Here is a 14,975-nt window from a genome sequence, read left to right as displayed (position 1 = left end):
GCCTGTGGATTACTGCCGGGTTGTGGACAACTTGCTCCCCCCTGCGGCCACCGTGGCGTACTGCTCCCGCACCTCCCGGTAGCGCAGCAGCTCCGCCGCCACCGGTTCCAGCACCCGCGCCCGCCCGCACCCGGCCGCCGCCTGCCGCAGCCTGCGCTCCGCGTCCTGCCCGTACCGGCGCGCCGGGCCCCGGGCAGCGATCGAGCAGGACCATTCCACGAGCGGCCCGCCGATGATGCCCGCCACCATCAGCAGGACCGGCGGCATCAGCCTCGGTTCCAGAACCCCGACGATCTGCCCGACCAGCCACAGCCCGCCGTAGATCTGCAGCAGGGTCATGGCCGCCTGGCCGAGCACCGCCGCCGGCCACCACGTGGGCCGCGGCGGTTTGGCACTCGGTACGGCCACCGCCGCCCCGAGGGTCACCGCGATCTCGTCCAGCGCCTCCGGGAGCCGGTCGGCGCCGCGCACCGCGGTCTCCCGGACCGCCTGCGCCCACGGGTCGGGCAGCCCGGCGACCGCCTCGTCGGCGACCACCCGTACGGCCTGCTCCACCCGCTGACGCGCGGTCACCTCCTCTTCGACCGGGGCCTCCGGGGCCGCCGTGCCGCGCCCGCCGATCGCCGCGAGGGCGGCCAGACCCGCCAGGGTGCGGGGCGCGCGGCGGCCCTCGTACCAGCGCCACAGCCGCAGCCAGGGCGTCCCGCACGCCTTTCCGGCGTTGCGCCGCCAGGCGCGCTCGGCGGCGAGCCCGGCCGCGTACGCCCCGACCGCCTCGGCGAGGCGGTCCTCGAACTCGGCGCGCGCCGCTTCCCCGATCTCCGGGCCGGGGTGCCCGTCGGCCACGTACAGCGGGCGCAGGCGCAGGGCCGCGCGGTCGACGTCGGCGGAGATCCGCCGGGTGGCGGCGCCCTTCTCCTGGGTGAACTGTCCGAGGAGCTCGCGCAGTTCCCCGACGCCCTCCCCGGTGAGTGCCGACAGCCCGAGGACGGTGGCGCCGGGCTCGCCGTGCTCGCCGAGGGCGATGCCGTCCTCGTCGAGGAGCCGGCGCAGGTCGTCCAGTACGAGGTCGGCGGCCTCCCCGGGCAGCCGGTCCACCTGGTTCAGGACGACGAAGGTCACCTCCGCGTGCCCGGCGAGCGGCCTCAGGTACCGCTCGTGCAGCACGGCGTCCGCGTACTTCTCCGGGTCCACGACCCACACCACGGCGTCGACCAGGGCCAGTACGCGGTCCACGTGGTCCCGGTGCGCGCCGACCGCCGAGTCCAGGTCGGGCAGGTCGACGAGGACCATCCCGCGCAGTGCCTCCGCCTCCGAGGTCTCGCGGGGCCTGCGGCGCAGGCGTCCCGGGATCTCCAGCCGGTCCAGCAGTCCGGCGGCTCCGTCCGACCAGCTGCACGCGATGGGCGCGGCCGTGGTCGGACGGCGCAGCCCCATCTCGGAGATCTGCACACCGGCGAGTGAATTGAAGAGAGTGGACTTGCCGCTTCCGGTGGCTCCGGCGATCGCGACGACCGTGTGCTGGGGTGACAGCCCCCGCCGCGCGGCGGCCTCGTCCAGGACCCGCCCGGCCTCGGCGAGGGTCTTTCCGTCGAGCCTGGTCCTGGACAGGCCGACCAGTTGGCGCAGCGCGTCGAGGCGCAGCCGCAGGGCCTGGCCCTCGGGGCTGAGCGGGGGTGCGGTCGACTTGCCGCCGTCGCTGCCCGCGCCGGAGACGGCCCGTACGAGGGCCTCGTCGCCCTCGTCGCTCCCGCCGCCCCCCTGGCCCGCGTCGCCCTCGTACTCCTCGTCGTCCGGGTCCCCGTCGACGGCCCGGGGCCGCGAGCGCGCGATGAGTCCGTCGTCCCAACGGTCGTCGGTGCGGTCGGTCAGAGCAGTCACCGCGTCACCTCTCCTTCTGCAGTACGGACAGCGCGGCGATCAGCTCGGCCTGTGGTTCCGGGGTCACTTCGAGCGCCTCCAGCGGGGCGAGCCGGCGGTCGCGTTCGGCGCGCAGCACCTGGTCGAGGTGGTCGCCGACCAGTTCCCCGCCCCGGTCGCGCAGCCGCAGGGCGGCTTGCGCGCCGATCCGTTCGGCGAGCTTCTCCCCCGCGGGCCGGGCCCGTTTGCCGCCGAGGAGGGCGGCGACGAGGAGGGCGGCGATGCCGTCGGGGTCGAGTGCGGGCTGCCTGTCGCTCTTGCCCACCTCCTCCTCGGCGAGTTCCTCCAGGACCCGCCGCCAGCGGCGTACGGCCATCCCGATGCGCTCGCCCGCCTCCCGGTCGGGCGCGGGCAGCGAGACCGCGCCGGCGGCCGGTTCGCGCCGCCAGGCCTCGGCGATCCGCTCGTCGGCGGCGGCGACGGCGCACTGGAGGAGTGCGGCGAGGGATTCGGCGAGCGAGTCCAGCAGTTCGTCGGCGCTCGTGTCGAGCGGGTAGCCGCGCCACCGGGTCAGCGCGTCCCCGGCCAGTACGGCACCGTGGTCGAGGCGGTTGCGGACCCGCTTGCCCTCCCGTTTGTACGCGTCCTCGACGGCCGAGGTCAGCCGTACGGCGGCGGCGTGCTGGGCGGCGACGGCGGAGGCGAGCTCCGGCATCCGGCGCCGCAGGGAGTCGAGCGCGCCGAGCGCGGTGCGCCCGACGGCGTACTGCCGGGCGGCGGGGTCCTGGGCGTGGTGGGCGAGCCAGGCGTACAGCGGGGCGACGGCGCTGGCCGGCAGCAGCCCGCCCCCGCCTGCGGATTCGGGCAGCTCGGGGACGGTGAACCGCGGTACGTCGCCCAGCCCGGCCTTGGTGAGCAGGGCCCCGTACTGCCGCGAGACCTCGGCGAGCACCTGGTGCGGAACCCGGTCGAGGACGGTGACGAGGGTGGCCCTGTACTGCTTGGCGGTGCGCAGCAGGTGCCAGGGGACGGCGTCGGCGTACCGCGAGGCGGTGGTGACCATCACCCAGACGTCGGCGGCGCAGATGAGTTCGGCGGCGAGGGTCCGGTTCTCGACCACCAGGGAGTCGATGTCGGGGGCGTCGAGGATGGCCAGCCCGCGCGGCAGGCTGGAAACGGTCTCGATCCGCATCTCGCGGGTCGCGTGGGTGTTGCCCGGTCCGCGGTCGCGGGCCCGGGATCGGGCGGCAGGGGGCGTCTCCTCCTCCTCGTGCGGCACCCAGACCCGCATCAGGTCGGGCAGTACGCGCATGCCGGCGAACCAGTGGTGGTCGTCCGGATGGCAGACGAGCACCGGTGTACGCGTCGTCGGGCGCAACACCCCGGCTTCGCTGACCTGCCGGCCGACGAGGGAGTTGACGAGGGTGGACTTACCGGCCCCGGTGGACCCGCCGACGACGGCGAGCATCGGCGCCTCGGGCGCCTTCAGCCGGGGTACGAGGTAGTCGTCGAGCTGCGCGAGCAGCTCGGCTCTGGTCTGGCGGGCGCGCGGAGCGCCGGGCAGGGGCAGCGGCAGACGCACGGACGCGACCCGGTCGCGCAGGGCGGACAGGGCATCGAGCAGCTGAGGCCGAACATCCAAGGTCACCACATGCGAAGAATGCCCAATTTAGGACCATTTTTGAAGCTTATACGCCCCCTGCGCGCCGACCGCGACTCCAGTGGGACATTCTGGGCACGACGGACGAGTGGGGCGCAGGCATAACGAGTGCACAACACCAGGGGCGACGCGGCGCAAAAGCGATGCGAGAATCGCACCTGCCTGCGATTATCGGGACCGCTTCACCGAACCTCCACATCGTGGCCCGCGAGTGAAGCAACCGGGACAAGGCAACCGGAGCCCTATCCTTGACCCGGCACGGACCTCAGCCCCACCCCCACCGGAGGCTCCAGGCCCACCAAGGCCGCCTTCCGGCCCCCGTAGCTCAGTGGATAGAGCAGGTGCCTTCTAAGCACTTGGCCGCAGGTTCGAGTCCTGCCGGGGGCACCACGCTTGCACCGCCCGAAGCCCTCCCTCCGCGGAGGGCTTTCGTGCAGGTCAGCGCACCTTACCGAGGTCTCGGTAGCCGCGCGATAAGGGCCGGAAGGCCGCGCGGCTCCACCACTTGCCCGAGCCGCTTCGGGACGAAGAGGTCGTGGGTTCAAACCCTGACACCCCGACAGGGCAGGCCCCTGTTCGGCGTTCGCCGTTCCGCGGTGCCGGTGGGGAGCCGACCTGCATCATCGGTGCACGTACACGCCGGAGGCCGGGGGAACCACATGGGCATGCAAGAGCGGTGGCAGAGCAGGCAGGGCGAACTGACCGCCAAGAACGAGGCCCGGGATGCCGAAGACGTTCAGCGGCGCGAGGCCGTGGTCGAGGCCGCGGAGAGTGCGATCGTGGCGGCGGCAGATGCGTTCGGACGGGGCGACGGCTGGTTCGAAGCCGAGGTCGAGCAGCGCGGTACCAGCGGCTGGTCGGTCTACGGGCTCGCCGCGGTGGACCTCCGTGGGCCGGCTCCCACGAGGGGCGGGGTCGCCCGGTCAAGGCCGGGAAGGGCATCGCCGCGGAGTGACCTGCTGTCGCGGATCGAGGATGAGGGCTGGTCCCTGCACACCGCCCAGTACGTCCACGTGCACCTCAGCGAGGAGTCCCGACCCGGCGGGCTCTTGTCGGGAGAGCGGGTGACCGTCAAGGGGAAGATCGTCGGCGTGTACCTGTTCCGCAGGGCGCGCTGATTCGGATTGCGGCCCTCGGGGAGGGCTTTCGCGCGGGCCGACTACGCGGACGGGCCGCGGTACTTGTAGTACGCCAGGAACATGTCCACGCCGGTCTCGCTCAGGGCCGTGGTGGTCTCCCGGGGCAGAGCGACCCCGTAGGCGCTGTGGATCAGGTGCGGGTAGAGCACCAGCGAGTAGAACTGGATGATGGCGACCTCGACGTCCGGCATGTCGAGGCGGCCGTCCGCGATGAGCCGGGCGAAGGTGTCGAGCAGGGCCGGACGGGCCCGGTCGGGGCCGGACTGCTTCCAGGCCAGGCCCAGTTCGGGGAAGCGGTGGGTCTCGTTGACCACCAGGTGGCGCAGCGCCAGCACGTCTGGCTGGATCATGCCCTTCACCCAGGCCTCGGCGGTCCACACCAGCGCGGTGCGGAGGTCGTCGGTCTCCTCCAGGCGGGCGGCGGTTCCTTCGATGGCCGCGCCCAGGGCCTCTTCGAGCGCGTCCCCGACGACGGCCAGGAAGAGCGCGTCCTTGTTGCCGAAGTGGTTGTAGACGGTCACCTTGGAGACCCCGGCCTCCGCGGCGATGGTGTCCATGCCGACCTTGAAGCCGTCCCGTACGAAGGCGGTGCGCGCGGCCCTGACGATCGCCAGCCGCTTACGGGCGGCCCGGTCGCCCGTCGGCACCCGTGGGGTCTCTCTCATCACCGCTCCGCTCGTCTCGGACGCCAGCCTAGCAGCCCCTGAACTGGCCGGTTGAGTTCATATGAACCGACCTGTACAGTTCAAAAGCGCCGAGTCCCACGGGGGTGGGCTGGGCGCCACAGCCGTCCATCTCGCACCGCTCCGCGGCGAGTTCGTCCGCCCGAAGTCCAGCCGAAGTCCGGCCGAAGTCCGCCCGAAGTCCTCGCGACGTCCTCGCGCGGGCGGGCCGGGGGGCGGCGCGGCCCACGCGGTCGCGGGGGCCCGTACCGACTTGCGGGGAGGCCGGGGATGCGGTTGCGTCGAAGGAGATGGGTACGTGGTTTCCGTCTCCCCTGGCTAGGGGGTGAGCCATCGTGCTGTTCACCCATCGCGCGGACGCCGGTGAGCGGCTCGCCGAAGCGCTCCGGCACCTGCGGGGGAAGGACCCGGTCGTACTGGGTCTGCCCCGCGGCGGAGTCCCCGTCGCCTTCCAGGTGGCCCGCGCCCTCGGCGCCCCGCTCGACGTGATCGTGGTGCGCAAGCTCGGCGTCCCCCACCACCGCGAACTGGGCTTCGGCGCCATCGGCGAGGGCGGCGTACGTGTCATCAGCGAAGACATCGTCCTCGGCAGCCGCCTGGGACCGCAGGACATCGCGGCGGTGGAGCACGCCGAGGAGGCGGAGCTCGCCCGGCAGGCCACGAGGTTCCGCGGGGAGCGGCCCCGGGTGCCCCTGGACGGCCGGACCGTGATCGTCGTGGACGACGGGATCGCGACCGGGGCCACGGCCGCCGCCGCGTGCGAGGTCGTACGGGCGCAGGGCGCGGCGCGGGTGGTGCTGGCCGTTCCGGTCGCCCCGCCCGACGCGGTCGCCCGGCTGGGCGCCGCGGCCGACGAGGTGGTGTGCCTCGCCACGCCGCACGCCTTCCGCGCCGTCGGCGAGTGGTACCAGGACTTCTCCCAGACCCCCGACGAGGAGGTCGTCCTCCTGCTCGCGCGGGCCGCGGCCGGGCCCGGCACCCGCCCGCCCGGCCCGACCGCCGCAGTCGAGGTCGAGGTCGAGGTCGACGACGGCCGCCTCGTCCTGGCCGGCGACCTCGCCCTCCCGGAGGGCGCCGGGGCGGTCGTGGTCTTCGCGCACGGCTCCGGCAGCAGCCGCCGCAGCCCGCGCAACCGGTCGGTGGCGGCGGACCTCAACCGGGCCGGCCTCGCCACCCTGCTCTTCGACCTGCTCACGCCCGACGAGGAGGCCGACCGGGCCAACGTCTTCGACATCGGGCCCCTGGCTCGGCGGCTCGCGGACGCCACCGCCTGGCTGCGCCGCCGCGAGGCCCTCCCGACGGGCTGGTTCGGGGCGAGCACCGGGGCCGCGGCCGCGCTGTGGGCGGCCGGTGAGGCGGGCGCCGACATCGGCGCCGTGGTGTCCCGCGGCGGCCGGCCGGACCTGGCCGGCGCCCGGCTCGCCGCTGTACGGGCCCCCACGCTGCTGATCGTGGGTGGCCGGGATTCGACGGTGCTCGACCTCAACCGCCGGGCCCAGCGCGAGCTGCGCTGCGAGAACCGGCTGGAGGTCGTCCCGGGGGCCACCCACCTCTTCGAGGAGCCGGGAGCCCTGGACGAGGTGGCCGGCCTGGCCCGCGACTGGTTCACCCGCCACCTGCTGCCCTCGTAGACCGGACCGGTCGCTGCAGCGGTGGCGGCAGCGGTGGCCGGCGCCCACGGCACGCGCGACCATGAGGGGATGGAGCAGCCGTCGGCGCAGGATGTCAGCGCTCCGGGCCGCATCGCGTCACCCGGCGAGGGCATCGACCCGCAGGAGCTGGCGCTCGCGGCCCGCAACCACGGGCTCCCGCTGGAGGCGCTGCGCTACGAGGTCACACCGCCCGGGCTGCACTACGTCCTGGTCCACTACGACATACCTGCCGCAGACCCGGCCGGATGGTCCCTCGGCGTCGGCGGCCGGGTCCGTACCCCGCTGGCCCTGGGCCTCGCCGACCTGCGCGCCTTCCCGGCGGTCACCCACCGCGTCACCATGGAGTGCGCGGGCAACGGCCGGGCCCGCCTGACACCCCGTCCGGTCAGCCAGCCGTGGCTGGTCGAGGCGGTCGGCACCGCCGAGTGGACGGGCGTACCGCTGCGTCTGGTGCTCGCCGAGGCCGGGGTGCGGGCGGACGCCGTCGAGGCCGTGTTCACCGGCGCCGACCACGGGATCGAACGCGGCGTCGAGCAGGACTACCGGCGCAGCCTGCCCGTGGCGACCGCCACCGGGGACGACCCCGAGGTGCTGATCGCCTACGCCATGAACGGCCTGCCCCTGCCCCCGCAGCACGGGTGTCCGCTGCGGCTGGTCGTGCCCGGCTGGTACGGCATGGCGCACGTCAAATGGCTGCGCGAGATCACCCTCGTCGACGCGCCGTTCACCGGATTCCAGCAGGTCGTGGCCTACCGCTACCGGTCGGCCGCCGACGGTCCGGACGACCCCGGCGAGCCGGTCACCCTCATCGCGCCGCGCGCCCTGATGGTCCCGCCGGGATTCCCCGACTTCATGTCACGCACCCGTGTGGTGCGGCCCGGCCCGGTACCGCTGGAGGGGCGGGCCTGGTCCGGGCACGGGGCCGTCGACCGGGTGGAGGTGAGCGCCGACGGGGGCCGCTCCTGGGCCCGGGCCGAGGTCACGGCGCCGGGGCGGCACCCGTGGGCGTGGCAGGCCTGGTCCTGCGTCTGGACGGCGACGCCGGGGCACCACACGCTCACCGTCCGCGCGACGGACACCGAGGGCGGCACGCAGCCCCTCGAACAGCCTTGGAACCGGGGCGGTTTCGGCAACAACCTGGTCCAGCACGTCCCGGTCCTGTGCTGCTGAGCGGAGGCCGTCGGCCTCAGGAGATGCCGAAAAGCCTGACCGCCTGGTAGTAGGTCCACGCGGTGCCGTCGCAGGAGCTCCTGCGGGAGCCCGAGTACTGCGCGCAGACCCGCTTCAGGTCCGCGTGGAACGCCAGGTCCAGCCTGGCCTTGGCGGCCGGGAACAGCCCTGCCGCGCGGTGGTTGCGGTAGCCGAAGTCGTGGCGCGCGCAGGCGTCCGCGAAGGGGAAGCCGAAGGGGTTGTCGGGGGACGAGGTGCACTGGTCCGTCGACCAGTCGAAGCCGTACGCGACCCAGGCGGCGCGGTGTTCGCGCGCCTCGGCCCATGCCTGGTAGCTGGCGGCGCTGGTCTGCGTCCAGCGGCTGAGCACCTGCGGCTTGTCGGCCGGGACCTGCGGTGCGACGGCCCAGGCCGCCGGGGCGAGGGCGAGCACCGCACCGGCGGTGGCGGTGGCGAGAGCGGGGACGAGACGGCGGCGAAGGAGGCAAAAGCGGCGAAGGAGGCGAAAGCGCATGGAATTCCTCGGGCCGGGGGCGGACGGATCACTTCCGGCAACTCCCCCGGGCACCCCGCGGTTACTGTGCGCGCCCGGGCGGCGCGGATGGCACGTGCTGCCCGGGCGCGGGGGGCTCAGTCGCGCGCCAGCGCCTCCGCCGTGGCCCGGGCGAAGCCGTCCGGGTTGTCGAGCATGATGTTGTGCCCGCAGTCGGGGACCGGCACCACGGCCACGCCCGAGGCCTCCAGGGCATCGGCGCCCGGGAGCGGACCGTCCGCCTCGGGCAGCAGGTAGGTGCGCGGGATCTTCGACTCCAGCAGCAGCTCACGCATGGTGGGCGTGGTACCGGCGGCCAGGTGGACGGCCGTGCGGTACAGGGCGGTCCGGCCGGCCAGCCGCATCGTGGACCACCAGTGCGCGCCGACCCGGTCCCGCACCTCGGCCCAGCCCCCGGCCAGGAACTCCTCCTCCGTGTAGGAGGCGATCCCGCTGCTCCCCGGCGCGACGGGCACCGGCCGCTGCGGATCCAGGTTGGCGTCGACGAGCACCAGCCGGGACACCAGGTGGGGGTGCCGGTCCGCGAGCACGATGGCCACGGCCCCGCCCATGCTGTGGGCGATCAGCTCGGCCCCCTCCGCACCGGCCTCGGTGAGGGCGGCCGCCAGCGCGTCGGCATGCGCTTCGAGGGTGTAGCCGAATCCCTCGGGCCGGTCGCTGTGCCCGTGGCCGAGCAGGTCGACCAGCAGCGAACGCCGCCCCGCCAGCAGCGGATGGGTGGCACTCGCCGCGAAGTAGGCGGGCGAGGTGGCCCCGAGCCCGTGCACGTACACGCGCGCCGGCTCCTCCCCCGCCAGTTCGACCCAGCGGATCCGGTCGCCCTCCGGCGTGACCACGGCGTTCCTCACGATGCTCCCCCTCGGGTCTCGACGACCCGGACAGGCTACGGGCCACCCGGGGCACGGGCGTGTGCCGCGGCCGCCACGCCGTGCCGTCCATCGGCTGACCATCCGTCATGTGCGCACTATCGTGGCCGCCATGGACATCCGCCGGGCCCTCACCTCCGCCGAGCTCACAGCCGCCGAGTCCCTCTTCGACGGGCCTGCCCGCACGGAGTGGTCCGAGCGCTTCCTCGCCGCCCCGGGGCACGTGATGCTCATCGCCTACGTCGACGGCGTGCCCGCCGGCATGGTCTCCGGCATCGAGATGAGCCACCCCGACAAGGGCACCGAGATGTGCTTGTACGAGCTCTCCGTGGACGAGGGGTACCGCCGTCGCGGCATCGGCCGCGACCTGACCCTGGCGCTCGCCGAGGAGGCCCGGGCACGCGGCTGCTACGGCATGTGGGTGGGGGTGGACACCGACAATGAGGCCGCCCTTGCCACGTACGGGGCCGCCGGCGCCCGCGACGAGGGCGTCTTCTCGATGCGCGGCTGGCCCCTCGCCCCGTAGCGCCGGGGCCCGGGGGCCGCGCACCACCCGCACACCGCCTCGCACACCCGCCCGCGCACCCGCCCCGCACACCCCTCCGCGCACCGCCTCCCCGGCAACCTCCGGCCCTTGCCCGGCGCTTAGGGTGTTCGCTGGTCGGCCCGTCGGGCGGCCAGGGGATCGGGGGAGGCCGATGAACAGCGCGACCGAGGTGTTCGAGCCGCTACGGGCGGACGATCCGTCCACCGTGGCCGGATACCGCATCGCGGCCCGGCTCGGCGCGGGCGGCATGGGCCGGGTCTACCTGTCGCACACCCGGGGCGGCCGCCCGGTGGCGATCAAGGTGGTACGTCCGGAACTCGCCGAGGACGCCACGTTCCGGCGGCGGTTCCGCCGCGAGGTGGAGGCCGCCCGGCGGGTCCGCGGCGCCTACACCGCCGAGCTGATCGACGCCGACGCGGACGGAACGCCGCCCTGGCTGGCCACCCTCTACGTGCCCGGGCCCTCGCTGTCGCAGGCCGTGAACCGGCGCGGACCGCTGCCGGTGCCCGCCGTGCTGTGGCTGATGGCGGGTGTGGCCGAGGCCCTGCAGGCCATCCACGGCGCGGGCATCGTGCACCGCGACCTGAAGCCGTCGAACGTGCTGCTGGCCGCCGACGGGCCCCGTGTCATCGACTTCGGCATCTCGCTGTCCGCCGACGCCACCACGCACACCGCCACGGGCGCCACCATCGGCACGCCCCAGTACATGTCCCCCGAGCAGGCGTCGGCGGGTGAGGTCACGGCAGCCGCCGACGTCTTCGCGCTGGGCCAGACCGCGGCGTTCGCCGCGCTGGGCGAGCCGCTGTACGGCACCGGCCCCTCCGCGACGGTGCTGTACCGGATCGTGCACTCCGCGCCCGACCTCTCCCGGATCCCGCAGGAGCTGCGTCCGCTGATCGCCCGGTGCCTGGCCATCGATCCGCAGGAGCGGACCACCCCCGCGGAGATCGTGGCGTGGTGCCGGAAGCAACTGGGCGAGGACGCCGACGAGGACGGCGGCCCGGCGCTCTGGCGCGAGGTGACCGGACCGGAGCTGACGGTCCCGGAACCCGTACCCGTACCCGTACCGGAGCCGGCCCCGGAGCCGGGCCCGGCCCCCGCCGCCTCGCCCCTCGCGCCGGCGGCCCAGCCGTACACGCTGCACCAGGTGTGGCAGCCTCCGGAGCCGTCGGCTCCGGAAGAACCGGGGCAACGGCGCAAGCGCCGGTGGCGCAACGCGCTGATCGCCGCGGCGTCGGTGGCTACCCTCGCACTGATGCTGGGCGGGCTCTGGTCGGTCGCGGACAAGGCGATGGACGGCCTGCGCGACCGGGCGAAGTCCCCGGCCACCGAGAAGACACCGACGGGGCCGACCCGCCCGGCGAGCGGCGACCCGACCCGGAAGAGCACCGGATCCTCGCCGGACTCGAAAGCGAACGCGAACCCGAGCCCCAACCCGAGTCCGCCGGCGAGCCCGTCCCCGAGCTCGCCCCCGAAGGCCGTGCCCTACCCCTCGCTGGTCCTGGACGAGGAGAACTCGATCGCCCTCAAGGAACCGGTCCAGCTCGCCACTCGCTCCGGGGACCTCCGCCTGAACTGCGAGGACGTGGGCTGTGCGCTGGAGAGCGACACCAGTGTGATCGCCCAGCTGACGGGCAAGCCGCACGGCTCCCTCGACTCCTGCCGGACCGCCGTGGAGGGGAGAACGGCCACACGGAGCCAGGACCTGGGCTCGGCAGCGGCCGGGAGCGAGTTCTGCGTCAAGCACCGCGCGACGGGGGACATCGCGCTGCTCGTGCTCACGCTCAAGTCGACTCCGTGGACGGCGGACCTGGGCCTCCCGAGCTCCCTGAGGGCGGACATGACGGTCTGGCGGGCGGCCTGACGGAGCGACCGTCCGGGTCCGGGCGTGCCGGACCCGGGCGTGCCGGGTCCGGGCGTGCCGTCCCGGCGCGGGCCGGGATCCACCCGCGGGTCGGCGTGTCGTGCGCCCGCTCGGCGCACCCTCCGCGCGCCCGCGCCACCGCTCGCAGAGCATCGGCCGCATGACCGCATTCGCCGCACTGCTCCCCGCCGCCGCCCTTCTCGCGGCGGCCACCACCGCCACCGCTCCCGTCACGGGCGCCCCTGCGGCTCTCCGCTCCGCCACCGCCTCCTACGTCGTCGTTCTCAAGGACACCACCTCGCGCGCGCCGACCCGCGTCCTGGCCGCCGAGGCCGCGGACGCGGGCGACGAGGTCGGAGCCGTCTACGACGCCGCCCTGAACGGCTTCGCCGTCCGCACGACGGCCGGCCGGGCCGCCGCCCTGGCCGCCGACCCCCGGGTGGCCTCCGTGGAACCGGACGCGAGGTTCCACACCACCGACGCCACCGACACCCCTGACACCCCCGGAGCTCCCGGAGCCCCCGAACCGCAAGTGCTGCGGCAGGCTCCCGCCCCCTGGTCCCTGGACCGGATCGACCAGCGCGAACTCCCGCTCGACGGCTCGTACACGTACCCCGGCAGGGCCGAGGGCGTCACCGTCTACGTCGTCGACACCGGCATCAACACCGGCCACCTGGAATTCGGCGGCCGGGCCCGCACGGGCTACAACGCGGTGTTCCTCGGCAGCTCCCGCGACTGCAGCGGCCACGGCACGCACGTCGCGGCGACCGTGGGCGGGGCGACGTACGGGGTGGCCAAGGGGGTCTCGCTGGTCGGGGTGAAGGTGGCCGACTGCCGTGGTGACGCTCGCCTGTCGGCGATCCTCAAGGGTCTCGACTGGGTGGTGAAGGACGCCGCCAAGGCCCCGGCCACCCCGGCCGTGGCCAACTTGAGCATCGGCGGCACCCGCAGCCGCGCCCTCGACACGGCCGTGATCCGGGCCGTGGCCTCCGGGATCACCGTCACCGCGGCCGCCGGCAACGACGGCAGGGACGCCTGCGGCGGATCCCCGGCCGCCGTGCCCCAGGCCATCACGGTCGGCGCGACCGACGCCCAGGACCGGCGGGCGCCGTTCTCCGACCACGGCCGCTGCGTGGACCTCTCGGCTCCGGGCGTGGGCATCACCTCGGCCTGGAAGGACTCCGCCACCGCCACGGCCCGCGCCTCCGGCACCTCGATGGCCGCCCCGCACGTGGCCGGGGTCGCCGCACTCATCCTGGCCCGCGGTACGGCACGCACCCCGGCGCGGGTGTCCCAGGAACTGCTGCACAGCGCCGTACCCGACCGGATCGCGCAGCTCCCGGCCGGCACCCCGAACCTGCTGCTCCACACCCCCACCGCGCGCTAGTCCGAACCGCGCCCGGCCCGCCCCGACCGGTCGGTATCCGATGGGCCATCAGACTCCCCCTGATGGCCCATCAATTTCTGTGTGCTTCGGGCGAAAGCAAGTCATTGACTTCTCATCACGGCGACGCGTCAATATCGGCCACCGCACCGGCTCGGCCTCCCCCACACAGCGGGTGGGGGGAGGGGTTCGTCATGACGAAGGAGTCGCGACCCAGTGAGTACGAGAACGCTCAGACGAAGAGTGCTGGCCGGGGCGGGAGCCCTGTCTCTGGCCCTGACGGGCGGCGTGGTGGCCCTGACGGGATCCGCGCAGGCCGCGACCAAGACCACGGCTGTCTTCGAGAACTGCGACGCCCCGGCGCCGCAGCCGGACGGCTCGGGCAACCAGAACTGGACGGTCACCCTGCCCGACGGCGCCAAGGCCGGCGACGTCGTCCCGATCACGATCGACCCGGGCGCGAGCCCGCTGATCCCCGGGTTCTCCGTCACCACGGTGAACACCTCCAAGATCACCCTCAAGGTCGGTACCACCACCCAGGTGGTGACCAGCCCGCCGGAGACCGTCAGCGTCGTGGCCGGGCAGCCGCTCGACCCCAAGGCGTTCTCCGGAACGATCCGGATTCCGGACGGCACCGAGGGAACCACGGTCCAGGTCGCCCTCGACCTGGCGGTGACCGACGCGGACCTCTCCGGTTCGGTGTTCACCACCACCTGTACCCCGGCGCCGCGCCCGAGTGCCTCGCTCGGCTCGGTCGCGGTCGAGGCCCTGCCCAAGGACCCGGTCACCACGAAGCTGACGCCCAACAGCGGCCCGGCGGGCACCGCCGTCACCGTGACCGGCGCCAACTTCCCGGCCGGCGCCGTCACCTGCTCCGCCCTGCTCGCGGGTGCGGTGACCGGTGACACCGGCGCGGGCACGGCCGACGCGTCCGGCGCGGCCACCTGCAACATCACGGTCACCAAGAAGGCCGACGCGATCAGGATCGACGGTTCGATCACCCCGTACAAGGCCTTCGTGTTCCTGGAGGAGCAGGCCGGTGTGAAGAACCCGGTCGACGTCGAGGTCCTGCCGGGGCCGCTGGCCCTCGGCCCGAAGGACGGCCAGCCGGCCGTCAGCTTCGGCGCGGTCACCATCAACGGAAAGGCCCAGTCGGTGGTCGGCGTCTTCAACGCGGCGACCGTCCAGGACTTCCGCGGCGGCTCGCTCGGCTGGGACGTGACGGCGACGCGTACGCCGTTCCTGAACCAGACCACCGGCCACTCGATGGCGAAGGCGCAGATCGGCATCCAGCCGTCCTGCACCGTGACCAACCCGGACAGCCCGAGCACGTGCACCGCGGGCACGCCCGGCGCGATCTCCGACGTCCCGATGAAGGTGGCCTCCCAGGCCGCCGGCGGGGACGAGCTGACCGGCGGTGAGTTCGCCGTCGGCGGCGCCGGGATGATCCAGCTCCCGCCCTTCATGTTCGCGGACACCTACCAGACGGTCGTGACCTTCTCGATCGCCTGACCCGTCCGGCCGCTCGGCCCCAGGGTGGTGCGGCGCTCCGGCGCCGCACCACCCCTTTCCCCTTTCCGCGCCCACCGGAGACGAG

Annotated in this window: 12 protein-coding genes and 1 tRNA gene; 8 read left to right on the top strand and 5 right to left on the bottom strand. The window is 74.1% G+C overall.

The annotated features are described in order from the left end of the window. Window positions 1-9 precede the first annotated feature (9 nt). Window positions 10-1,881 carry a GTPase gene (locus Sspor_RS27555; protein ID WP_202201520.1) on the bottom strand — a complete coding sequence of 624 codons (1,872 nt, stop codon included), beginning with the start codon at window positions 1,879-1,881 and terminating at the stop codon, window positions 10-12. Between the two features lie 4 nt (window positions 1,882-1,885). Further along, window positions 1,886-3,502 carry a dynamin family protein gene (locus Sspor_RS27550; RefSeq protein ID WP_202201519.1) on the bottom strand — a complete coding sequence of 539 codons (1,617 nt, stop codon included), beginning with the start codon at window positions 3,500-3,502 and terminating at the stop codon, window positions 1,886-1,888. A gap of 332 nt (window positions 3,503-3,834) precedes the next feature. Between Sspor_RS27550 and Sspor_RS27545 the strand changes: the two genes are divergently transcribed. Continuing rightward, a tRNA-Arg gene (locus Sspor_RS27545) sits at window positions 3,835-3,910 on the top strand. Between the two features lie 269 nt (window positions 3,911-4,179). Beyond that, a complete protein-coding gene (locus tag Sspor_RS27540) occupies window positions 4,180-4,638 on the top strand; it encodes a hypothetical protein (RefSeq protein WP_202201518.1) in 459 nt (152 codons plus the stop codon). Between the two features lie 41 nt (window positions 4,639-4,679). Here the strand turns inward: Sspor_RS27540 and Sspor_RS27535 are convergent, their stop codons facing one another. Further along, window positions 4,680-5,324 carry a TetR/AcrR family transcriptional regulator gene (locus Sspor_RS27535; protein WP_202201517.1) on the bottom strand — a complete coding sequence of 215 codons (645 nt, stop codon included), beginning with the start codon at window positions 5,322-5,324 and terminating at the stop codon, window positions 4,680-4,682. 353 nt (window positions 5,325-5,677) lie between these two features. On the opposite strand from Sspor_RS27535, the gene Sspor_RS27530 reads away from it, so the two are divergent. Together Sspor_RS27530 and Sspor_RS27525 are read left to right on the top strand one after the other, a co-directional pair. Beyond that, the gene (locus Sspor_RS27530) at window positions 5,678-6,973 is read left to right on the top strand and encodes a phosphoribosyltransferase family protein (protein WP_202201516.1); all 1,296 of its coding nucleotides are present in this window, start codon (window positions 5,678-5,680) and stop codon (window positions 6,971-6,973) included. A gap of 69 nt (window positions 6,974-7,042) precedes the next feature. Next, a complete protein-coding gene (locus Sspor_RS27525) occupies window positions 7,043-8,164 on the top strand; it encodes a sulfite oxidase (RefSeq protein ID WP_202201515.1) in 1,122 nt (373 codons plus the stop codon). Between the two features lie 16 nt (window positions 8,165-8,180). Here Sspor_RS27525 and Sspor_RS27520 read toward each other — a convergent pair whose 3' ends face one another. Both Sspor_RS27520 and Sspor_RS27515 read right to left on the bottom strand, forming a co-directional pair. Next, window positions 8,181-8,678 (bottom strand): phospholipase, encoded by a 498-nt coding sequence (locus Sspor_RS27520; RefSeq protein ID WP_202201514.1) that lies wholly within the window; start codon window positions 8,676-8,678, stop codon window positions 8,181-8,183. A gap of 116 nt (window positions 8,679-8,794) precedes the next feature. Further along, window positions 8,795-9,565: an alpha/beta fold hydrolase gene (locus Sspor_RS27515; protein ID WP_202201513.1), complete on the bottom strand. Its 771-nt coding sequence runs from the start codon at window positions 9,563-9,565 to the stop codon at window positions 8,795-8,797. 109 nt (window positions 9,566-9,674) lie between these two features. Between Sspor_RS27515 and Sspor_RS27510 the strand changes: the two genes are divergently transcribed. From Sspor_RS27510 to Sspor_RS27495, 4 genes are all read left to right on the top strand, one after another. Beyond that, the gene (locus Sspor_RS27510; RefSeq protein ID WP_372499657.1) at window positions 9,675-10,109 is read left to right on the top strand and encodes a GNAT family N-acetyltransferase; all 435 of its coding nucleotides are present in this window, start codon (window positions 9,675-9,677) and stop codon (window positions 10,107-10,109) included. A gap of 172 nt (window positions 10,110-10,281) precedes the next feature. Next, the gene (locus Sspor_RS27505; RefSeq protein WP_202201512.1) at window positions 10,282-11,994 is read left to right on the top strand and encodes a serine/threonine-protein kinase; all 1,713 of its coding nucleotides are present in this window, start codon (window positions 10,282-10,284) and stop codon (window positions 11,992-11,994) included. Between the two features lie 160 nt (window positions 11,995-12,154). Next, on the top strand, window positions 12,155-13,381 hold the full coding sequence (locus Sspor_RS27500; protein ID WP_237404049.1) for a S8 family peptidase: 1,227 nt from the start codon (window positions 12,155-12,157) through the stop codon (window positions 13,379-13,381). Between the two features lie 213 nt (window positions 13,382-13,594). Beyond that, window positions 13,595-14,890, top strand: coding sequence for a hypothetical protein (locus tag Sspor_RS27495; RefSeq protein ID WP_237404048.1), 1,296 nt, complete (start codon window positions 13,595-13,597; stop codon window positions 14,888-14,890). The last annotated feature ends 85 nt before the right edge of the window (window positions 14,891-14,975 follow it).

The organism is Streptomyces spororaveus (assembly GCF_016755875.1).
Lineage (GTDB): Bacteria > Actinomycetota > Actinomycetes > Streptomycetales > Streptomycetaceae > Streptomyces > Streptomyces spororaveus.
Note: the sequence above shows the minus strand (reverse complement) of the source record. Positions and strands in the feature narration are given on the sequence as shown.